Origin of the sequence: Rhodococcus sp. 05-2255-3B1, assembly GCF_002258545.1 — a bacterium.
GTDB lineage: Bacteria > Actinomycetota > Actinomycetes > Mycobacteriales > Mycobacteriaceae > Rhodococcoides.
Window position 1 is genome coordinate 204,138 of the sequence record NZ_NOZC01000031.1, and the last position, 20,768, is coordinate 224,905.

At 66.1% G+C, this 20,768-nt stretch carries 22 protein-coding genes and 1 riboswitch; of the genes, 8 read left to right on the plus strand and 14 right to left on the minus strand.

Annotated elements, in window-relative coordinates:
- Window positions 1-621 precede the first annotated feature (621 nt).
- From CH249_RS18345 to thiO, 3 genes are all read right to left on the minus strand, one after another.
- Window positions 622-1,374, minus strand: a complete 753-nt coding sequence (locus CH249_RS18345; RefSeq protein WP_094646802.1) for a thiazole synthase — start codon at window positions 1,372-1,374, stop codon at window positions 622-624.
- On the minus strand, window positions 1,367-1,582 hold the full coding sequence (gene thiS / locus CH249_RS18350) for a sulfur carrier protein ThiS (protein ID WP_094681952.1): 216 nt from the start codon (window positions 1,580-1,582) through the stop codon (window positions 1,367-1,369). Before thiS ends, CH249_RS18345 begins: the two co-directional genes overlap by 8 nt.
- Window positions 1,579-2,631: a glycine oxidase ThiO gene (gene thiO / locus CH249_RS18355; protein WP_082074071.1), complete on the minus strand. Its 1,053-nt coding sequence runs from the start codon at window positions 2,629-2,631 to the stop codon at window positions 1,579-1,581. The genes thiS and thiO overlap by 4 nt, the downstream gene beginning before the upstream one ends.
- A riboswitch (TPP riboswitch) is annotated at window positions 2,630-2,743 on the minus strand. (Overlaps the previous gene by 2 nt.)
- A 46-nt stretch (window positions 2,744-2,789) precedes the next feature.
- On the opposite strand from thiO, the gene thiE reads away from it, so the two are divergent.
- A complete protein-coding gene (thiE, locus tag CH249_RS18360) occupies window positions 2,790-3,482 on the plus strand; it encodes a thiamine phosphate synthase (protein WP_032393757.1) in 693 nt (230 codons plus the stop codon).
- Here thiE and CH249_RS18365 read toward each other — a convergent pair.
- Complete coding sequence (locus CH249_RS18365; protein WP_094646878.1) at window positions 3,479-4,315, minus strand: NUDIX hydrolase; 837 nt, start codon at window positions 4,313-4,315, stop codon at window positions 3,479-3,481. The two genes, thiE and CH249_RS18365, sit on opposite strands and share 4 nt — an antisense overlap.
- A 72-nt stretch (window positions 4,316-4,387) precedes the next feature.
- Between CH249_RS18365 and CH249_RS18370 the strand changes: the two genes are divergently transcribed.
- From CH249_RS18370 to CH249_RS18380, 3 genes are read left to right on the plus strand one after another with little or no spacing between them, the layout of a single operon-like run.
- Complete coding sequence (locus CH249_RS18370; RefSeq protein WP_256981146.1) at window positions 4,388-5,692, plus strand: hypothetical protein; 1,305 nt, start codon at window positions 4,388-4,390, stop codon at window positions 5,690-5,692.
- The gene (locus CH249_RS18375; RefSeq protein ID WP_094681953.1) at window positions 5,689-6,660 is read left to right on the plus strand and encodes a glutamate ABC transporter substrate-binding protein; all 972 of its coding nucleotides are present in this window, start codon (window positions 5,689-5,691) and stop codon (window positions 6,658-6,660) included. Before CH249_RS18370 ends, CH249_RS18375 begins: the two co-directional genes overlap by 4 nt.
- Before the next feature lie 10 nt (window positions 6,661-6,670).
- Complete coding sequence (locus CH249_RS18380) at window positions 6,671-9,070, plus strand: serine/threonine-protein kinase (RefSeq protein ID WP_094646799.1); 2,400 nt, start codon at window positions 6,671-6,673, stop codon at window positions 9,068-9,070.
- A gap of 13 nt (window positions 9,071-9,083) precedes the next feature.
- Here CH249_RS18380 and CH249_RS18385 read toward each other — a convergent pair whose 3' ends face one another.
- A complete protein-coding gene (locus CH249_RS18385; protein ID WP_094646798.1) occupies window positions 9,084-10,271 on the minus strand; it encodes an acetate kinase in 1,188 nt (395 codons plus the stop codon).
- Window positions 10,268-12,388: a phosphate acetyltransferase gene (gene pta / locus CH249_RS18390; RefSeq protein WP_176459345.1), complete on the minus strand. Its 2,121-nt coding sequence runs from the start codon at window positions 12,386-12,388 to the stop codon at window positions 10,268-10,270. Before pta ends, CH249_RS18385 begins: the two co-directional genes overlap by 4 nt.
- A gap of 94 nt (window positions 12,389-12,482) precedes the next feature.
- Between pta and CH249_RS18395 the strand changes: the two genes are divergently transcribed.
- Window positions 12,483-12,995 carry a nitroreductase/quinone reductase family protein gene (locus tag CH249_RS18395; protein ID WP_032393754.1) on the plus strand — a complete coding sequence of 171 codons (513 nt, stop codon included), beginning with the start codon at window positions 12,483-12,485 and terminating at the stop codon, window positions 12,993-12,995.
- 12 nt (window positions 12,996-13,007) lie between these two features.
- Here the strand turns inward: CH249_RS18395 and fgd are convergent, their stop codons facing one another.
- From fgd to CH249_RS18415, 4 genes are all read right to left on the minus strand, one after another.
- A complete protein-coding gene (fgd, locus tag CH249_RS18400; RefSeq protein ID WP_032380238.1) occupies window positions 13,008-14,021 on the minus strand; it encodes a glucose-6-phosphate dehydrogenase (coenzyme-F420) in 1,014 nt (337 codons plus the stop codon).
- A 64-nt stretch (window positions 14,022-14,085) separates the two neighbouring features.
- The gene (locus CH249_RS18405; RefSeq protein WP_032393753.1) at window positions 14,086-14,418 is read right to left on the minus strand and encodes a YidH family protein; all 333 of its coding nucleotides are present in this window, start codon (window positions 14,416-14,418) and stop codon (window positions 14,086-14,088) included.
- Window positions 14,415-14,735, minus strand: a complete 321-nt coding sequence (locus CH249_RS18410) for a hypothetical protein (RefSeq protein WP_082073910.1) — start codon at window positions 14,733-14,735, stop codon at window positions 14,415-14,417. Before CH249_RS18410 ends, CH249_RS18405 begins: the two co-directional genes overlap by 4 nt.
- Before the next feature lie 69 nt (window positions 14,736-14,804).
- Complete coding sequence (locus CH249_RS18415) at window positions 14,805-15,497, minus strand: GNAT family N-acetyltransferase (RefSeq protein WP_094646876.1); 693 nt, start codon at window positions 15,495-15,497, stop codon at window positions 14,805-14,807.
- A gap of 104 nt (window positions 15,498-15,601) precedes the next feature.
- Between CH249_RS18415 and map the strand changes: the two genes are divergently transcribed.
- Window positions 15,602-16,372: a type I methionyl aminopeptidase gene (map, locus tag CH249_RS18420; protein ID WP_032393751.1), complete on the plus strand. Its 771-nt coding sequence runs from the start codon at window positions 15,602-15,604 to the stop codon at window positions 16,370-16,372.
- Window positions 16,373-16,384: 12 nt separating this feature from the next.
- Here map and CH249_RS18425 read toward each other — a convergent pair whose 3' ends face one another.
- A complete protein-coding gene (locus CH249_RS18425) occupies window positions 16,385-16,798 on the minus strand; it encodes a GNAT family N-acetyltransferase (RefSeq protein WP_082074070.1) in 414 nt (137 codons plus the stop codon).
- 264 nt (window positions 16,799-17,062) lie between these two features.
- On the opposite strand from CH249_RS18425, the gene CH249_RS18430 reads away from it, so the two are divergent.
- Window positions 17,063-17,542, plus strand: a complete 480-nt coding sequence (locus tag CH249_RS18430) for a winged helix-turn-helix domain-containing protein (protein ID WP_032393750.1) — start codon at window positions 17,063-17,065, stop codon at window positions 17,540-17,542.
- Window positions 17,543-17,545: 3 nt separating this feature from the next.
- Here the strand turns inward: CH249_RS18430 and CH249_RS18435 are convergent, their stop codons facing one another.
- On the minus strand, window positions 17,546-18,070 hold the full coding sequence (locus CH249_RS18435) for a hypothetical protein (protein ID WP_032393749.1): 525 nt from the start codon (window positions 18,068-18,070) through the stop codon (window positions 17,546-17,548).
- A 98-nt stretch (window positions 18,071-18,168) separates the two neighbouring features.
- Here CH249_RS18435 and CH249_RS18440 point away from each other — a divergent pair, with 98 nt between their 5' ends.
- Window positions 18,169-19,134, plus strand: coding sequence for a squalene cyclase (locus tag CH249_RS18440; RefSeq protein ID WP_094646797.1), 966 nt, complete (start codon window positions 18,169-18,171; stop codon window positions 19,132-19,134).
- A 194-nt stretch (window positions 19,135-19,328) separates the two neighbouring features.
- Here CH249_RS18440 and CH249_RS18445 read toward each other — a convergent pair whose 3' ends face one another.
- Together CH249_RS18445 and CH249_RS18450 are read right to left on the minus strand one after the other, a co-directional pair.
- On the minus strand, window positions 19,329-19,751 hold the full coding sequence (locus CH249_RS18445; RefSeq protein ID WP_032393747.1) for a nuclear transport factor 2 family protein: 423 nt from the start codon (window positions 19,749-19,751) through the stop codon (window positions 19,329-19,331).
- Window positions 19,752-19,820: 69 nt separating this feature from the next.
- Complete coding sequence (locus CH249_RS18450) at window positions 19,821-20,756, minus strand: NADP-dependent oxidoreductase (RefSeq protein ID WP_032393746.1); 936 nt, start codon at window positions 20,754-20,756, stop codon at window positions 19,821-19,823.
- Window positions 20,757-20,768: the final 12 nt, after the last annotated feature.

Below are 20,768 nucleotides of genomic sequence, written 5' to 3' on the forward strand. Positions count from 1 at the left end.
GCACATCGACCCACAGTCGCCGATTGCATCATCCTTTCGGATGACACACACCCTGAGACAGTCGGTCACACGGGCGCGGGGTCACAGGGGCTGAGGGGTCACGGGGGCCGCGGAGTCACGGGGGTCGCACACCCACAGCCGCAAACGCGCGCGCATTCGTCAGGCGCGCGCGAAATCGCCCACCTATCCGCCACTATTCCGCGCGCCTTCCGCAAACGCGCGCGCGTTTGCCGGAAAAGCAACACCACAAACAAGAGCTACGCCGACGACACAGCAGCCGCTTGGACGAGCCGGAGCCACACACCCACAGCCGCAAACGCGCGCGCATTCGTCACGTGCGCGCGAAATCGCCCACCTATCCGCCACTATTCCGCGCGCGTTCCGCAAAAGCGCGCGCGTTTGCCGAAAAAGCAGCACCACGAACAAGAGCTACGCCGACGACACAGCAGCCGCTTGGGCGAGCCCGAGCCACACACCCGCCGCCGGCAAACGCGCGCGCATTCGTCAGGCGCGCGCGCAATCGCCCACCTATCCGCCACAATTCCGCGCGCCTTCCGCAAACGCGCGCGCGTTTGCCGAAAAAGCAACACCACAACAAGAGCTACCCCGACGACACAGCGGTCACATGGGCGAGCTGGCCTGCGCCCAGAATCGTTTCGGAATGCGGCCGGCATGTCGGGCCTGGTATCCCGCCGCCACCGCGTTCCGCATCGCCGACGCCATCAGCGCCGGGTCCTTCGCCCGGGTCACCGCGGTCGCGAGCAGCACCGCGTCGCAGCCGAGTTCCATCGCAAGGGTGGCGTCGCTGGCGGTGCCGATGCCCGCGTCGAGGATCACCGGAACCGATGCGGCGTCGACGATCATCTCGATGTTGTGGGGGTTTGCGATGCCGAGGCCGGTGCCGATGGGTGAGCCGAGCGGCATGACGGCAACGCAGCCGATGTCCTCGAGCCGCCTGGCCAGTACCGGGTCGTCGGTGGTGTACGGGAGCACTTGGAAGCCGTCGTCCACGAGTTGTTCTGCGGCCGTGACCAATTCGATGGCGTCGGGCAGCAGGGTTCGCTCGTCGGCGATCACTTCGAGTTTCACCCAGTCGGTCTCGAGCGCCTCACGGCCCAGTTGCGCGGTGAGCACTGCTTCGGCCGCGCCGCGGCAGCCTGCGGTGTTGGGCAGCGGGGCGATGTTCAACCGGCGCAGCAGATCCAGCACTCCCGTCCCACCGGCGGCGTCGACGCGGCGCATCGCAACGGTGGTCAGTTCGGTTCCCGATGCGACGAGGGCTTCCTCGAGTACCGCGAGATTGGCCGCTCCCCCGGTGCCGGTGATGAGCCGGGAGGCGAAAGTGCGATCGGCGATGGTGAGTGCGCTATCCACCCTGTACCGCCGTGAGAACGTCGATGGTCCAACCCTTTTCGACGCTGGTGCTGTCCCAGCGGCTCTTGGGCAGCACGTCGCCGTCGACGGCGACGGCGATGCCCTTCTCGGGCATGCCCAGGAATTCGAGCAGCCGACGCATGGTCATGTCCTCGGTGAGCAGGTGGTCTTCACCGTTGACGGTGATACCGATCGCGACCTGTGTCATGGTGTCCTCTCGATCTGCGGAAATCTCTGGGGGTCGGCTGCTTTCGCCTCGGGTAGCGTCTCGCCGGACACCAGTGCGGCGACGGCGTCGGCGGTGATGGGGGCGAGCAGGATGCCGTTGCGTCCGTGTCCGGTGGCGGCGATCAACCGGGGAGACAGCCTGCCGATCAGCGGTAACCCGTCCGGGCTCATCGGCCGCAGGCCGGCAGCGGTTTCGTACAGTTCGTACTCGCCGATGCTCGGCATGAGTCGTTCGGCGTCGGCGATGAGGTCTCGCACCCCGGCGACGGTGACCTGGGTGTCTTGGCCGGATTCGTATTGGGTTGCGCCGACGACCAATCCGTCGCCGCGCGGTACCAGGTAGATCGCGCGGCCGTGCACGGTTCCGCGGACGGTGCGCGATGGCGGCGGTGCGGCGCTCGGCCGTCGTCGCAGTCGCAGGATCTCGCCTTTGACCGGCCGGACGGGGAGCGTGGGCCACAGTGCGGCCGACTGTGCCCCGGCGGCCAGGACCACCTGATCGGCGTCGGGCACGGTCTCCACCGGGGTGGTCACCAATTCGACTCCCGCGTCCCGGCAACCCTGCTCGAGCGCGGCGATCAGCGCCCGATTGTCCACCGACAACTCGGTCGGAGCCAGCAGGCCCAGTCGGATGTTCTGCGCCAGTGCAGGTTCGAGCTCACGCAGCTGTGCTCGGCCGAGAATCTCGAGTTCGTGTCCCTGTTCGCCCACCCATTCGGCGATGGTTCGTAGGTCGGCGGCATCGGCCGAGTCGAGGGCAACCGTCACCGATCCGGTTGCGGAGAACACCGATGGTCCGGGGAGGCGTCGGGCGAAGTCCGGCCATCTCGCCAGCGACGCAGCGCCCAGGTGCAGCAGTTCGTGTTCGCCGGGCCAGCCCTCGGACAGCGGTGCCAGCATGCCGCCTGCGACCCAGGATGCGCCCTTGCCGAGCGCGGGATCGTGCACCACCACTCGGTGACCGTCCTGGCTCAGGCGCAGCGCCGTCGACAACCCGATGACGCCTCCGCCGATAACGACGATGTGCACGCGATTCACGTCCTCACTCCCTGCGCCCGCATGATCGGGTTCAGGTATTGACGGTAAGGGCGGCGAACCCACTCTCAGCCCCACGATCCTCGGGACTCCCGCGATTTCTCGGCCACTCCGTCGTCGGTGGCGGCCTCCATGAGAATACAGTTCGCTTTGTGCATCCATCTCAGACCGCCCGCAACCAGACTCCCCGTGAGCGTCTTGCGTCCGCTCGCCTGTACCTGTGTACCGATGCCAGGCGCGACAAGGGCGACCTCGCGCAGTTCGCCGAGGCCGCGTTGTCCGGTGGCGTCGACATCATCCAGCTGCGTGACAAGAATTCCGCAGGCGAGCGCGAGTTCGGGCCCCTCGAGGCCAAGGACGAGCTTGCGGCGCTGGCGATTCTGCTCGCTGCGACCAAGCGGCACGGTGCGCTGTTGGCAGTCAACGACCGTGCGGATCTGGCGTTGGCCTCGGGCGCGGATGTGCTGCACCTCGGTCAGGGTGATCTGCCGGTGCACTACGCGCGGCAGATCCTGGGGCCGGATGTGGTGATCGGCCGCTCGACGCAGAACCGGGCCCAGTCCTCGCTCGCCGCGATCGAGGACGGCGTCGACTACTTCGCCGTCGGGCCGGTGTGGCCGACGCCCACCAAGCCCAACCGCAAGGCTGCGGGGCTCGAGACTCTGCGGGCGACGGCGGACGCGCTGCCGGAACGGCCGTGGTTCGCCATCGGCGGCGTCGACGCGACCAATGTCGATCAGGTTCGGGCCGCCGGTGCCGATCGCATCGTCGTGGTCCGCGCGATCACCGAGGCGCGGGATCCACAGGCCGCAGCCCGCGACTTGGTCCGAGCACTGCAGGCCTAGAGCCAACCCAGTACTGCGGACGGCGTCAGGACCTGCACCGATTCCGGCAGCCGGTCGCGTAGTCCGCGGTCGGCGGTGACGAGCGCGGTCAGGTCTCCGTCGATGTGTGCCTGCTCGGCCAAGGTGTCGTCGCCACTGCCGTCGGCGAGAATCGTGCGGGTGCGGGGGTCGTCCACCACGGCGTCCCTGGCCAGGCCTTCGAGCACGGCGTCGATGCGGGTGAGCCAGCCGTACTGACCGCTGGGCAGTTCGACGGTGCGAGGCAGCGTCTCGGCGAGCGAGGTCAGCAGTGCGCTCGTCGACCCGGTGCGGTCCTTCCACCATCCGTTCGGCCGGGACCCCAGCACGTTGGCGGTGTCGAGCAGCACCCTCAGCGGCACGGTACGCAGCGACGGCCAGCTCGACGCGAAGCCCGGGTGCAAGGGGAGTTCGTCGACGACCGACTCCGGCACCCAGCGCAGCTCGGTGCTCTCCCCGTTGGGCACGGTGGTCAACGGATGATCGGTGTCGGCGACGACGGTGGTGTACGACCAGCCGCTCTCGACACTCGCGGTGACGCGCTCGCTGCGAACACTGACCTGTTCGGCCGTGATACCGGCTTCTTCGTGGGCCTCGCGCACCGCCGCGTGCGCCGTGCTCTCGTGGGAATCGCGGGCTCCGCCGGGCAGTGCCCACGTTCCGCCCTGGTGACTCCACAGGGCACGGTGCTGCAGCAACACCATCGGCTCGCCTGCGTCGGACGGTGCGCGCAGCAACAGGCCGGCGGCACCGTGCCTCCCCCAGTGCCGAGTGCCGTTCTCGCCGATCACCCAGCCGTCGCCGTCACCACGCATGCTCACCACCCTAGGTGAATCACCTGCCTGTAGTGGCTGCAGTACCGTCCGCCTACTTATATGCTCGGGTGCGTGATCGCGGCCGGTATTACCCCCTCCGCTGCCGTCCCCCCGACAACGGCCACACACGTCGGTGTCGCTGCAGGCAAGCCACCGGTTCGCTACACGATGCGCTCGACGCCCGCGCGGTTGGTCGCGATGGGAATCGCGCTGGTGGTGCTCGCGCTGACGGTCGGAAATCTCGCGTCCACGGCCGTGACCGATCGGGTCGACACCCTGGGCACCCTGTTGGTGCGCACCGAGCCCTTCGCGAACTCGGCACAGAATCTGTACGGGGCTCTGTCGGTGGCCGACGCGGCCGCGGCCACCGCGTTCATCGCCGGTGGTCTCGAACCGCCCGAGGTACGCGAGCGCTACTCGCAGGCGCTCGGCGAGGCATCGTCCGAGCTGATCGCGGCCTCGGCCGGGGTGACCGAGAACGACGCGGCCACGAGCGCGGTGCTCACCCAGATCGCGGCCGGGTTGCCGGTGTACAGCGGTCTGGTCGAGACTGCGCGAGCCAACAACCGCAGCGGAAATCCGGTGGGCGCGGCGTATCTCGGCGAGGCGTCGACCATGATGCAGTCGAGTTTGCTGCCGCTGGCCGAGAAGTTGTACACCGAACAGGCGTCGCGAGTCTCGGCCGATCAGGAACGATTCACCAGTCCTCCCCTGTTCGCGATCGGCTCGCTGGTGTTCCTGTTGCTGTTGACCGGCCTGGCTCAGTGGTATCTGTCGCGGACCACCCGCCGAACGTTGAACGCCGGATTCCTCACTGCCACAGTTGCTGTCGCCGGACTGCTCGGCTGGATGCTGGTGGTGGGACTGATTTCCTCGATTGCCACCGATCGTGCGATCGACCGTGGAGTGTCCCCGTTGAAGTCCTACACGACGGGTTTCATTCTGGCGCAACAGGCCAGAGCGGACGAGACACTCGACCTCGCTCGTCGCGGCGGCGGCCAGGATTACGGAGAATCGTTCGACGCCAACGTCTCTCGGCTCACCGAGATGTTCCAGGGCGACACCACGGTGATCGATGCACTGAACACGTGGTCGGTCTCGCACTCGAGGATCGACTCCGCCCTCGAGGTCGGCGATTTCAACGGCGCGGTCTCCATCGCCACCGGATCGGGCGAGTCCGATTCGGCGGCCGCGTTCACCGCGCTCGACAGCGTTCTGGTCGACGGAATCGAGAATGCGCGAAGCGAACTGCGGTCCAACATCGACCGATCGGTGTGGGTGCTGTCCGGACTGTCGAACGGTGCCTACGTGCTCACCGTCTTCGCGTCGATCGCCTTCGGTGTCGGCCTCTTCCCGAGGCTGCGTGAGTACCTGTGAAACGTCTACTCGCCGTTGGCATTCTGGTCACCTCCCTGGTGGTCGGCTGCGCCACGCCGGAAAACGCACCGCCGCAAGCGGAGACGACGTTCACCGAACCGCCGCTACCGGACGGCGCGTCCGTCGCCGCCCGCCCCACCGAAAGTCCCGCCGACGACGAGTGCGCGCGCCCCACTGCCAGCCTGCGCCCGCTGCAGGCAGGCACCGATGCTCCGCCGCCGCCACAACCGACCGTCGACGCATTGCGCGCCAAGGGCCGGTTGGTCGTCGGGTTGGACACGGGCAGCAATCTTTTCAGCTTCCGTGATCCGATGACCGGCCAGCTGGTCGGGTTCGATGTCGACATCGCGCGGGAAGTCTCACGAGATCTGTTCGGCGATCCGAATCGATTGGACTTTCGCATCCTCACCTCTGCGCAGCGGCTCGAAGCTCTGCAGGATTCTTCGGTGGACATGGTGGTCAAGACCATGACCATCACGTGTGCTCGCCGCAAGGATGTCCAGTTCTCCACCGTGTACTTCCAAGCGCAGCACCGTGTTCTGGTGGTGCAGGGATCGGGCATCCGCGGTGTCGAGGATCTGGCGGGCAAGAGAGTGTGCGCAGTGGAGGGCACCACCTCGCTGCGACGCGTTCAACGCGTCCAACCCGCCGCGACGGTGGTGACGGTGCCGATGTGGTCGGATTGCCTTGTGGTGCTGCAGCAACGGCAGGTCGACGCCATCAGCACCGACGACGCGATCCTCGCCGGTCTCGCCGCTCAGGATCCCTACCTCGAGATCGTCGGTGACAGCCTGAGCCCGGAGCCGTACGGGGTGGGGATCAACAAGAACAACGAGGATCTGGTGCGCTTCGTCAACGGGACGTTGGCGCGCATCCGCTCCGACGGCACCTGGAATCGCATCTACGATCGTTGGCTGACGGTGCTCGGTCCCTCCCCCGGTCCGCCCAGCGCGACGTACAGCGATTAGGGGCCTGGACATGGACGACGAACAGCAGCCCACGGCCCCGGCGGAGCGAACGCAGGCGGTCTCGCGCACCGACGACAGCGAGCGCACCCGGGCGGTGTCGAGAACGCAAGCAGTGTCGGGAACGGACGGCGTCGAGCGTACTCAGGCCGTCTCGCGGTCGACGGTCGGCGATCCGACCCCGACGGCGTCACAGTCCGCTTCCACCCGCTCCAAGACGGGTCGATCGAGATCCGGTCGATCGCGCAGCACCGGCATTCGGCGACGGCTCGGCGGCGGTCTGGTGGACGTGCCTCGCGTCGAACCGATCGATCCCGCCACTGCAGTGATGTCGGATCCGACGGTGCCGCAGCACAAACGGTTCTGTTGGAAGTGCAATGCCAAGGTCGGTCGCAGCGAACCGGGTGAGCCCGACGTGGCGATGGGTATCTGCCCGCACTGCGGCGCCACGTTCGACTTCACCCCACTGCTCGAGCCGGGCGATCGCGTGGTCGGCCAGTACGACGTGCAGGGCTGCATCGCACACGGTGGACTCGGCTGGATCTACCTCGCCATCGACCGCAATGTCAGTGACCGCTGGGTGGTCCTCAAGGGACTGCTGCATTTCGGGGACGAAGAGGCGCACGCGGTCGCGGTCGCGGAGCGACAGTTCCTCGCCGAGGTCGCCCACCCCGGCGTGGTGAAGATCTACAACTTCGTCGAGCAACCCCGCAGCGACGGCTCGACCGTCGGCTTCATCGTGATGGAATACGTCGGCGGCCGTTCGCTGCGCGACATCCTCACCGCCTGCGGTGACGGTGCCCGTCTGCCCGTCGAGCAAGCGTTGGCCTACGTACTCGAAGTGCTTCCGGCACTGGGCTATCTGCATTCGATCGGGCTGGTCTACAACGACCTCAAACCGGAGAACATCATGGTCTCCGACGACCAGATCAAACTCATCGACCTCGGCGCGGTCGCGGGCATCGAGGACTACGGCTACCTGTACGGCACGGTGGGCTATCAGGCACCGGAGATCGTGAAGACGGGACCGACGGTGGCGTCGGACATCTTCACCGTCGGCCGCACACTCGCGGTGTTGACGCTGGACATGCCGTCGAAGAACGGCAAGTACCTGGACGGACTTCCCTCGGCCGAGGAATCCGAAGTGCTACAGCAGTTTCCGTCGTTGCATCGACTGCTGCTGCGCGCGACGCACGAGGACCCCACTCGGCGGTTCCGATCCGCGGACGAGTTGGCCGGGCAGGCCACCGGCGTGCTGCGTGAGATTCTGGCCATCAGGACAGGTGTCGAGCGGCCCGGACTGTCGACGGTGTTCAGCCCGCCCCGTACGACCTTCGGCACCGAGCAGTCGGTGGGACGCACCGACACCTACGTGGACGGTACGGTACGCCACGAACGAATGACGGCCGCCGAAGTGGTTGCTGCGCTTCCGGTTCCACTGGTGGACCCCAACGATCCGAGCGCGCCGTTGCTGGCGGCGGCCGTACACGTCGAACCGCGACAGACCCTGGACTCGCTGCAGCACGCCAAACGCAACGGCATCGAACGCGTCACCGCCGGAGCCGAATCGGGCCGCTCCGCAGGTTCGTCGAGTCCGGTGGAACTGAGCCTCGAGATCACGCTCGCCGAGGTCAAGGCCCACCTGGATCTCGGGAACGTCGTCGATGCAACCGACATCCTGGCGAAGGTGCAGTCGACCGACCACACTGCCGACCCCTGGCGGGTGCAGTGGTACGCGGGCCTGATCGCGCTGCTGCATCACGAATACGATTCTGCGTTCACCCATTTCGACAACGTGCTCGGTGCGATGCCCGGCGAACTCGCGCCCAAGCTCGCTCTCGGAGCCACGTCGGAACTGCTCGGGCATGTGGCCGCGGGTGACAAGGAGGAAGCCGAGAAGTGGCGGGCCCGCGCCGAGGGCCTGTACCGAGCGGTGTGGCGAACCAATCGTGGCATCGTCAGCTCGGCGTTCGGCCTGGCGAGGCAGTTGCAGCGCCGCGGCGATCAGACCGGTGCCATCGCCGCGCTCGATCAGGTGCCGATCAGCTCGCGGCACTACTCCATGGCCCGCATGACCAGCGTGTTGACGTTGCTGATGGATCGCTCGCGAGCCGAGCTGTCCGAGGCCGATTTCCGTTCTGCAGCACGTCGAGTGGCGCTGCTACCCAAAGCCGAGAGCCGGGCGTTGCAGATGCGGACGCTGGTGCTGGCGATGGCCCTGGACTGGATCGTCTCCGGCCACGCCGCCACAGCCGAGCGAGAACCCATTCTCAGCGTCCCGTTCACCGAGGACGGGTTGCGGCGCGGCACCGAGAAGGGCCTTCGCGCACTGGCCCGCAACGCCACCGATCGCGCCCACCGCTTCTCGCTGGTGGATCTGGCGAACGCGATCAGACCACGGTCGCTCTTCTGACTGCAGCGCTGTTCTAGCTGCCTCCTCGGACGAGGTCGTCCGCCGCACGAGCGATCGCCAGCTCCTCGTCGGTCGGCACCACCAACACCGTGACGGCAGACGCGTCGGTCGAGATCACCCGAGCCTGCTTGCTGCGCAGGGCATTACGCTCGGCGTCGATCTCGATGCCGAAGCCCTCGAGATTCGCCAGGGCATCCGCACGCACCGCTGCGGCGTTCTCACCGACACCGGCGGTGAACGTGATGGCGTCGAGTTTGCCCAAGCCGATCATGTACGCGCCAATGTACTTGCGGAGACGATGAATGTAGACCTCGTACGCCAGACGTGCCGAGGCGTCCCCGTCGTCGATGCGCTGCTGCAGTTGCCTGAAGTCGTTGACCCCGGACAGTCCGATCAGGCCGGAGCGACGGTTGAGCAGGTCGTCGATGTCGTCGACGCTCATGCCTGCACTGCGCCGCAGGTGCATGATCACACCGGGGTCGATATCCCCACTGCGGGTACCCATCACGAGCCCTTCGAGTGGAGTCAGTCCCATCGAGGTGTCGACCGCCTTGCCCCCTGCGACGGCCGAGGCCGAGGCACCGTTGCCCAGATGCAGCACGATCTGGTCGATGTCGGCGAGGTCGCGACCGAGGAACTGCGCCACCTGCTCGGACACGTACCGATGCGAGGTGCCGTGGAAGCCGTAGCGCCGAATGTCGTGCTCGGCAGCGACGGTTGCGTCGATGGCGTAGGTCGCGGCGGCGTCGGGCAGGGAATGAAAGAAGGCCGTGTCGAACACGGCCACGTGCGGCACGTTCGGCAGTTGCTTCCTGGCGACCTCGATGCCCAGCACGTTCGGCGGATTGTGCAGCGGTGCAAGGTTGCTCAGATCGGAGATCTGTTGCACGACGGAGTCGTCGATGATCGTCGGACGGTAGAAGACCGTCCCGCCGTGGACCACACGGTGCCCGACGGCGGTGACCGATTCCAGTTCGACGCCTGCGTCGGCGAGCATCTCGAAGGCCAGGGCCAGACCGGCACCGTGATCGTCGATGCGCTGGACTCGCTCGACGGTCTCGCCCCGGTGGTCGAGTTCGACGCGTCCGTCGGACTCACCGATGCGCTCGACGAGCCCGCTGGCCACGGACTCCCCCGAGCCGGGGTCGACCAGTTGGAACTTGACCGAGGACGAGCCGGAGTTGACGACGAGGATGCTCACTTGCCCTCCCCATCGGCCGCGGCGATGCCCTGTGCCTGAATCGCGGTGATGGCGACGGTGTTGACGATGTCCTCGACCAGCGCGCCGCGCGAGAGATCGTTGACGGGCTTGCGCAGGCCCTGCAGAACGGGTCCGACGGCGACCGCACCGGCACTGCGCTGGACGGCCTTGTAGGTGTTGTTGCCGGTGTTGAGGTCCGGGAAGATGAACACCGTCGCACGCCCTGCAACGTCGGAGTCGGGCAGCTTCGACGCGGCGACGGACGGTTCGATCGCCGCGTCGTACTGAATCGGACCCTCCACGAGCAGTTCCGGATTGCGTTCGCGCACAAGTGCTGTGGCTTGCCGTACCTTGTCGACATCGGCTCCGGAACCGGACTCGCCGGTGGAGTACGACAGCATCGCCACCCGCGGCTCGATACCGAACTGGGCTGCTGTCTGCGCGGAGGACACGGCGATGTCGGCGAGTTGCTCGGCCGTCGGGTCGGGTACGACGGCGCAGTCGCCGTAGGCGAGAACACGATCGGACAGGCACATCAGGAAGATCGACGACACGGTCGACACGCCCTCGGTCGTCTTGATGATCTCGAACGACGGCTTGATGGTGTGCGCGGTGGTGTGCGCGGCACCGGAGACCATGCCGTCGGCAATTCCCTTGTGCACCATCATCGTTCCGAAGTACGAGATGTCGGCCATGATCTCGCGGGCACGGTCGATCGTCATGCCCTTGTGTTTGCGCAGCTCGGTGTACTCGGCGGCGAAGTCCTCGGCGTAGTCGCAGTTCTTGGGGTCGAGAACCGTAGCGCTGTCCAGATCGACGCCCAGTTCCGATGCGCGTCGTCGAATGGGGCCCTCCTCGCCGAGGATCGTCAGGTCCGCGACCTGACGCTGCAGCAGACGTCCGGCAGCCCGGAGGATGCGATCGTCACCGCCCTCCGGAAGCACGATGTGCTTGCGGTCGGCGCGGGCTCGGTGGATCAGCTGGTACTCGAACATCTGCGGGGTCGTGATGGTGGGGATGGCGATGTCGAGCCGCCCCAGAAGGGTTTTCGCGTCGACCCGCTGTTCCATCAGTCCGAGTGCGGTGTCCACCTTGCGCTGCGATCCCACCGCCACGCGGCCGCGCGTCTGCGCTGCAGCGGAGGCGGTGTCGAAGGTGCCGAGCTCGGTGGTCAGAATCGGCAACCGGGGGCCGAGCCCTGCCACCAGACGAGCGATCGCCGGATGGGGTTCGATGCCGCCGTTCATGATGATGCCGGCCAGCGACGGAAAACCCTCCGCCTCATGGGCATTGACGAGAGCAAGCAGTACGTCCGATCGGTCCGCCGGCGCGATGACGACGACGCCCTCGGTGAGGCGTTCGAGGATGTGTTCGGCCGTCATACCACCGACCATGACCCGCAACGCTTCTCGCTGCAGCAGCGACGAGTCACCGGAGTACAGGGAACCGTCCACCGCCTCGAGCAGCTCCGCCATCGTCGGCGCGACGAGCAGTGGGATCTCCGGTAGCGACCACGCAGGCACGCCGACCGACGCCAAGGCGTCGGTCACCGCATCGAGATCGTCCGGCGCGCAACGGTTGGCCACGATCGCAGCCAGGTGGGCATGATGCTGACGCAGCTCGCCGTGGCACAGAGTGGCCAGCTGCGCGATCTCGTCGGGCGTGCGACCGGACCCGCGCAGCGCAAGCAGCACGGGGGCGCCGAGATTGACGGCAATGCGGGCATTGAAACCGAGCTCACTCGGGCTGCCGACGTCGGTGTAGTCGCTGCCCACGATCACCACGGCGTCGCACTGAGCGGCCACCTCGTGGTACCGGTTGACGATCTCGCTGAGCGCTGCATCCGCATCGGCGTGCACCTGCTCGTACGTGACACCGAGCGACTGCTCGTACGTCAGATCTGCGGTGGTGTGCTCGACGAGCAACTCGAGGATGTAATCCGGCTCGTCGGTGGAGCGGGCGATGGGACGAAACACCCCGACCCTGGCCGCGGACGCGGCGAGCATCTGCAGCACACCGAGCGCGATGGTCGACTTCCCGGTGTCCCCTTCCGGTGACGCGATGTAGATGCTCGAGGGATACATGTCCGACGCGTCGGTGCCGCTGGGCTCAGCCATGCCCGCCAGCCTAGTAGGGGTCGTTCCGCAGGCTCCACTCCTGCCCAGTGGTTGCGGTGTTGACACCGGGCGCGGTCGGGTTGTCCCATGAACCATGGCCGAATCACCGTTCCCGGATGTGCGCTGGGGCAGCGAAACCTCGTTCATCCGCAAGCCTGCCGTGAAGTTCGCGTCGACGAAGCCCGGTTCGTGGGTCATCAGGAACCTCGCAGGCGTCGACCGGTGGTTGCTGACCAAGTCCGACGGCCGCTTCACCGTCCTCGGCCCCATCGCGGCACCGGTGGTGTTGCTGACCACCACCGGCCGCAAATCCGGCAAACCCAGGACCAGCCCGCTGCTGTACTACCGGGAGGCCGACAAGATCTACGTCGTCGGATCGAATTTCGGTCAGCAGCACCACCCGGCGTGGACGTCGAACCTGCTCGCCGACCCGAAGGCCGTCGTGGCCATCGGCGGCAAGAAGATTCCGGTGACGGCCACCCGCATCACCGGCGACGAGAAGGCACGCATCTACCGCCAGTTCGACGCGATGGTCGAGGTGTACGGCGAATACGAGACCAGGACCGACCGCGACATGCGATTGTTCGCACTCACGGCCGATCGCTGATCTCGTCGGGAGTCAGCCGAGCTTGCGCAGGCGCGGCGCGAGGTCCTTCTCGAACAGTTCGAGGAACCGCTTCTGATCGTGGCCCGGTGCGTGGAACACCAGGTGGTTCAGGCCTGCGTCGGTGTACTGCTTGACCTTCTCCACTGCCTCGTCCGGGTCCGATGCCACGATCCAGCGCTTGGCGACCTGTTCGATCGGCAGCTCGTCGGCGGCCTTCTCCATCTCGATCGGATCGTCGATCGAGTGCTTCTGCTCCGGCGTCAGTGACAGCGGGGCCCAGAAGCGGCAATTCTCCAGCGCCAGTTCGGGATCGGTGTCGTAGCTGATCTTGATCTCGATCATCCTGTCGATCTCACCGGCGTCGCGCTCGGCCTTGCCCGCGCCCTCTTCCACCGCGGGAAGCAGTTTGTCGGTGTAGAGCTCCATGCCCTTGCCCGAGGTGCAGATGAATCCGTCGCCCGCGCGTCCTGCATACCGCGCGACGACGGGTCCGCCTGCGGCGATGTAGACCGGGATGCCGCCCTCGGGGACGTCGTAGATCGACGCGCCCTTGGTCGTGTAGTACTCGCCCTCGAAGTCGACCCGGTCGCCGAGCCACAGCTCACGCATCAACCGCACCGACTCACGCAGGCGCGCGAATCGTTCCTTGAACTCCGGCCATTCGCCGGTGAACCCGGTGGCGATCTCGTTCAGCGCCTCACCGGTACCCACACCGAGCATGATGCGTCCGGGATACAGGCAGCCCATGGTCGCGAACGCCTGCGCGATGACCGACGGGTTGTAGCGGAACGTCGGCGTCAGCACCGAGGTGCCGAGCTGGATCGTGTTGGTGCGTTCACCGACGGCCGTCATCCATGCCAGCGAGAACGGCGCATGGCCACCCTCGTGACGCCACGGCTGGAAGTGGTCACTGACCGTCGCCGAATCCATACCGTGCTGCTCGGCCAGCACACCGAGCTCGACCAACTCCCGCGGTCCGAACTGCTCCGCCGATGCCTTGTAACCGAGTTTGAGACCCTGCGCCACGCCGAACTCCTGTCGTTGGTCGTCCTAGTTCTTCGATTGTGCACCCGCGGTGGTCGGCTGAGTACTACTGGATCCCCAGAACCGTGACCACTGCAGCCAGCAAAGCCACCGCACCGATACCGATCGCGAAGATCCACAGGTCTCGAGACTCCGGCATCGGTGCACCGTTCTCCAGAGCATGTCGAACGCGCAGCCACCGCCGTAGGCCGATGATCGGTGCCGCTGCGGCGAGGCCGATGAGAATCAGACCGAGGGTCGTCCGAACCCATCCCGTACTGAAATCGGGAACCAGGTGAACGATCGCGATTCCGCCGGCCAGGAGCCCGAGCGACGTCCTCAGCCAGGCGAGAAAGGTGCGCTCACTGGCGAGCGTGAACCGCTCATCGGGGCGCGTCACTGCCGTGCGGTCATGCGCTCGCGAATCAGATGGGCAACCGATTCAGGATCGTCGGGGGTGAAGACCGGCGAGATGCGGCGGATGGTGAGCACCACTGCAGTGTCCTTCTTGGGACGCATCACGTCCAGCGGAAGCCACTGGTCGATCCAGGACGCACCCCACAGCCGCCACCGCCCGTTCCAGTTGCCGAGAACAGCGGTATCGACCGCGCGAATCCTGCCGTAGGGCACGAATTTCTTCGTGGCGAAGGGGAAGTAGTAGTACCTCAGGGTGACGCCTGCCTCGTCGAGACGGACCAATCCGTCGTCGTAGATCACATCCCGATTTGTTCGCACAGGTAACGGTATGCCTTCGGGCTCAGAGCGCGCAACAGCGAATTTCGGAACCTATCCCGAGTTCGACGCGGGCGTACGGACCAACGTCAGCTGCGAGGTTCGACGCAACTCGAATCCGATGGCGAGGTAGAGCTCGATGGCGCGGCCGTTCGCGTCCGACGCATGCAGGAACGGCTCCTCACCGCGGCCGCGAATACCGTGACCGACGGCGCGAACCAGATCCGTCGCCAGACCCTGTCCGCGGAAGGCCGGGTCGGTGCACACCGCGCTGATCTCCGTCCACCCCGGAGGGTGCATGCGCTCGCCCGCCATCGCGATCAGCGCGCCATCGCGTCGAACACCGAGGTACATGCCGAGTTCGATGGTGCGGGGCAGGAACGGTCCCGGCTCGGTGCGGCCGACCAGATCGAGCATCTCCGGGACGTCCGCAGCCGTCAGCTCGACCGCCTCGGCGAAGGGCCGCGTCTCGAGATGCGTGCCGACCAGCTGCACCAAACCGAATGTCTCCACATGCGACCACCCCTCGGGCAGTGCGCGTTCCGGACCGTTCAGCCCTACGACGGTGCGTGGCCCGAACAGAGCGGCGATGTCGTCCCAGTCCTGGGACTCGAGCACGTCGGGGTGCACCAGGAACGGAGACACCTCGGGATCGGCCCGCACGATCCGTCCGCGGCTGACGGCGAACCGCGAGAGCGAGCCCTCGAGGGAACAACGAACGGGGTCGTCGAGAGGATGAGCAGACACGACAGACAGCGTCGCACGAACCGAAACACGGCTTTGCGTGCCGTCGGACTCGACACCAATACTTATACCGGTATCGTTGTTCGGCATACGTCGAAAGGCACCACATGATCGAGATCCTCCCTCCCAGCAAGATCCCCCTCGCGCGCGAATCCGGCGCCCTGGTCGCCGGAATACTTCGGACCGTCCGCGAACGCGCCACAGTCGGCACCAATTTGCTCGAGATCGATCAGTGGACCAAGGAGATCATCGAGGGAGCCGGGGCGACGTCCTGCTACGTCGACTACGCGCCGTCGTTCGGGAGCGGGCCCTTCGGTCACTACATCTGCACTTCCGTCAACGACGCTGTGCTGCACGGTCTCCCGCACGATTACTCTCTTGCCGACGGCGATCTGCTCACCCTCGATCTGGCCGTGATACTCGGCGGTGTGGCGGCGGACTCGGCCATCAGTTTCGTCGTGGGCGAGGCCCGAGGAGAAGACACCGCGATGATCGAGGCCACCGAACGAGCATTGGCCGCAGGCATCGACGCAGCTCGCCCCGGCAACAAGATCGGCGACATCTCCCATGCCATCGGCACGGTCCTCGGTGCCGCCGGCTATCCGATCAACATGCAGTTCGGCGGCCACGGCATCGGCTCGACGATGCATCAGGACCCGCACGTGTCCAACTCCGGACGGCCGGGCCGTGGCTACGGCCTTCGACCGGGTCTGATGCTGGCACTGGAGCCGTGGATCATGGAGAACACAGACGAGCTGGTCACCGACCCCGATGGGTGGACCTTGAGAAGCTCGACGGGATGCCGCACCGCGCACAGCGAGCACACCGTGATCATCACCGACGACGGTGCCGAGATCATGACCCTGCCCAAGCTCTGACCCTCGATCGACTCACCACCGTTTCTCGAAGGTGTTGGAGAACGGGAGCACGTCGTAGGGCGCGAACACCGGGATACGGGTGTAACCGCTTTTCTCGTACAGCCTGACTGCGTCGGGCTGACGGTCTCCGGTTTGCAGGATCAGCCGCGGCAGTCCCTGCTCACGAGCCGCGTTCTCCGAGGCGACCAGCAGTGCCGTCGAGACGCCTGTTCCACGGTGGTCCACGTGGACGAACATTCGTTTGAGCTCGAGGTCGAGCCCGTTCCACCGCAGTGCCGCATGGCCGACCGCCTGCTCGACCCCCTCGGCATCGCGGCGGTAGACGACGAACGTGCGGTGCACCGTGCCCTCGTCGACGGCATTGGCCTGGGTCTTCGCCATCAGGGCAGCGCGATCTGCGTAGCGAGGACCCACCTCGGCGGCCATCTCGGCCCGGAGAGCGTCGGCGTCGGGATGATCCCAGTCGACGGAACGGGTGATGAGGTCGGTGCGAGGGTGGAGTGCGTCGGTCACGCCTGATCGCAACACGCGCGAGATCCTCCGGTCAACCCTTGCAATCACGGTGAGCGCATCCCTGACGAAACCTCACCCCATCGATCATTCTGTGACTGTGAACGAGAACTGTCGCTGCCCACGCTGACCATCCGACCCAGTTCTGCAGCGCACGTTCGTCACAGGAGACAACCAGCCATGAGCACCGAAGCCACAGTCGTCCTCCGCATTTCGGACTCGGGCACGTCGTCCTTGCAGGGATTGACCCGCCCACAACTGCACGCACTCGCCGATGCCCTTCGTGGCGCAGCGAAAAGCTATGCCCCGCATGCGAAGATCCTCACCCGATTCGACGTGCGGGTCAACGAACTCAACGCTCCTCTGGTGATCGACCTGCCGGCTCGCGACGTGATCGTCGGCGGCAAGAGTGTGCGCCTCAGCCACACCGAGTTCGAGATCTTCGCGTATCTCGCACAACGCCCGCGCGTTGTCGTGAATCGGTCGGAGCTCAGCGGTTCCGACGGCGGTCGCAGCGTCGACGTACACCTGTCGAGGGTGCGAACCAAACTCGGACACTTCGGCCGACTGATCACCACCGTCCGCGGGGCCGGCTACCGGTTCGACCCGGAGCCGGGCATCCGCGTCATCACCGACCCGACCGTACTGCGGAGCGCGTGACCGTTACTGCGACAGTGCGACGGACCTGCGACGACGATTTCGGCGAACGACAACGAAGACCAGCAGAGCCACGAGGACCACGGCGATGATCGCGCCCAATGCCGTCGCGCCGCGGAAGCCCGGTGCGCTGGTGTCGAGAGTGCGTTCGCCGGCATGAGCGGCATTGCTGGTTCCGAGAACGATGGTGAGTGTCAACAGGTTCGGGATGGCGGTGACGACAGCCAGGATCACCGATCCGATGGCCAGCTGCTTGCCCGCTCGACCCTTGCGGACCGACCATGCGCTCCAGAAGAACACCAGCGGCGCGAAGGTGCAGACGATGCCGAACAACAGGCCCCACAGAATGCCCTTGGTGAACGTGCGGTCGGCCAGTTCCTCGACCCGCAGACTCCACCAGCGCGGTAGGAAAGCCGCGAGGATGAAATACGCGATCAGCAGAAGCACGATGCCCGCTCCGACGAGGATGGCGCGTCGTTTCCAGTTGGCCGAACTGGTCGACGGTGCGGGCGTGGTCGGATCTGCAGTCATGTCGCAATCGTAGATCGTGCGGAGCGTTACCCCACGCGAGTCGAGACCCGATCGTTAGCTGGACCTCCCGCGAACGAACGACGTTAGACTCCTCGGCCATGGTCGCCGACTTCCTGCGCGAATGGCTCATCGACTCGGATCCGGCGCTGCGTTGGCAGGTCGAGCGCGACATCGTGAACGAATCCCCCGCGATATGGGAGGCAACGCGCGCACGAGTGCCGACCGAAGGATTCGGTGCACGGCTATTGGCGCTGCAGGACGCGGACGGCCAATGGGCGGGTGGTGCTTACTTCCCTGCCGGCTTCGACGGTTCGGCCGAACAGGGGCAACCCTGGACCGCAACCACCTGGTCGCTGAACTCGCTGCGTGAATGGGGTGTCGACCCAGCCGTTCTGCGATCGCGTCGCACTGCAGAACTGCTCGCGGAGAACAGCCGGTGGGAGTACGAGAACCTGCCGTACTGGGGCGGCGAGGTGGACTGCTGCATCAATGCGTGGACCCTCGCCAACGGGCTGTGGCTCGGTGCCGACGTCGAGGGCATCGTCGAATGGTTTCTCGCGCACCAACTGCAGGACGGTGGATGGAACTGCGAGTGGGTCGACGGCTCCACCCGGTCGTCGTTCCACTCGACGCTGAACTCGCTGAAAGGATTGCTGGCGTACGACGCGGCCACCGGTGCCACGATGGAGACGCGGGCCGCACGACGCACCGGTGAAGAATATCTGCTGACGCGAAAGCTGTTGTACACGTTGTCCACCGGCGAGGCGGTCGGACCCTGGGTGAGTCGCTTCGTCCACCCGTTCCGCTGGATGTACAGCGCTCTCAACGCACTCGATTATTTTCGGCACGCGTCTGTGCTCGACGGAACGCCGCCGGATCGCCGTCTGGAGGAGGCAATCGGAGTCGTCCGGGCCGCCCGACAGAGCGACGGAACGTGGTTGCAGGGTCGAACCCTGTCCGGTCGGGTCTGGTTCGAGACCGACGTGCCGGAGGGCGAACGCTCGAAGTGGCTGACCCTGATCGGAACCCGCGTACTGACATGGTGGGATTCATACGACCGCTGAGGGTGCGGGCCAACCCCCGTCCGTATTCAGCCGCGAATACCGAAGTCGACGGCAGCGTGGGTGCAGGCAGGTTGTGATCCCAGACGATCGATGATGGCCGTCAGTCGTCTTCTGAGCCAGGTCATGAACGCGACGCTAGGCTCGCCGCCCGAATAGCGCACCCGTTGCAATCACGCTGACTCGAAGGCCTGGCGCTACCGATCCTGTTCCGTCGACCTCCAAGAAGATCCGGTCTCCCGTTCGAACGCTGGTCGCACGTCGACCGTGTCGTACACGATCGACAGTGTTGTGATCCGGCCGTCGTCGTCGAGTTCGGCGACATCGACGACGTCGAACGGGGCAGCCACCCCGGAGGGTAGCCGCCAGTCGAAATGGAACCAGAACGTGACGAGCCGCGTTCCTGCCGAGGTGCGCCCCTCTGACACGCCCTTCGACGTCAGCTCCGCGCTGTCGGTATCGATGAACAAAGCGCGATAGAAGTCGGGTGCGGGAGTCGGACCGTACAACGGCGAATGCACAACGGCACCTGGCGCGAACAGACTCACGATCGCATCGAGGTCGGCGCGATGGAGGGCGTCGAGGTAGCTCTTCACCAGGTCGTCCGTGGCCGAGTTCATGCGCCAACGCTAACCGATCGCAGAACGTCCGCGGCGGCCCGCCACAGAGCGGATCGCACAGCTCCCGCGTCAGGGAATCAGGACGAACTTTCCGCGGGGGTGCGTCGACTGCAGTTCGGCGTGCGCCCTCGCGGCGTCGGAGAGCGGGAAGGTCTTGGCGACCGTCACTTCGATGACTCCCGCGGCGGCCTGCTTCAACAGGGCGGGCGATGCGAGGCGTCGACGCTCCATGCTTGCCGGCCCACCGACGGTCGAGAACCCGTCCGCTTCAGCACGGCCGAAGGCGGCCGTCGTCACCAAACGTGCTCGGTCCGTGAGCACTTCGAGAGAGACATCGATGGCCTCGTCGGTACCCACGGCATCGACGGCTGCATCGATACCGTTCGGGGCAGCCGCACGAACACGATCGAGCAAGCCATCACCGTATTCGACGGGCTCGGCCCCGAATGCTCGCAGTGCGTCGTGATTCTGTGCGCGTGCGGTTCCGATGACGGTGGCACCGCGCTCTTTCGCGAGCTGGGCCACGACGGATCCGACGCCGCCTGCGGCCCCGTGCACGAGGACCGTGTCACCGTCTTTCACGGCGACGGATTCGAGTGCGTCGTAGGCCGTTCCGGCTACGGCCAGCACTCCGGCAGCAACGTTCCAGTCCAATGCGGCCGGCTTCGGAAAGACGAACCGTGCGGGAACCAGAATCCTCTCGGCGTAGGTACCGTTTCGGCCCGACACGATCACGGCGTCGCCGACGGCGATGGGTCCGACCGGCCCCTCGACGTCTCCGCCGACCGCAACGACGATGCCCGACGCCTCACTGCCCAACGCGATCGGGAGCTTGGATTCGTCGGTGCCGAACGCGCCGCTGTAGCTCTTGTAGTCGAAGGGATTGACGCCGATCGCCTTGAGCTCGACCAGGACCTCACCGTCGGACGGTTCGGGAACCTCTCGTTCGACGATCTCGATGACGTCCGGCCCACCGTAGGACGCTGCCACTGCTGCTCGTGTCATGGAACCTCCAAC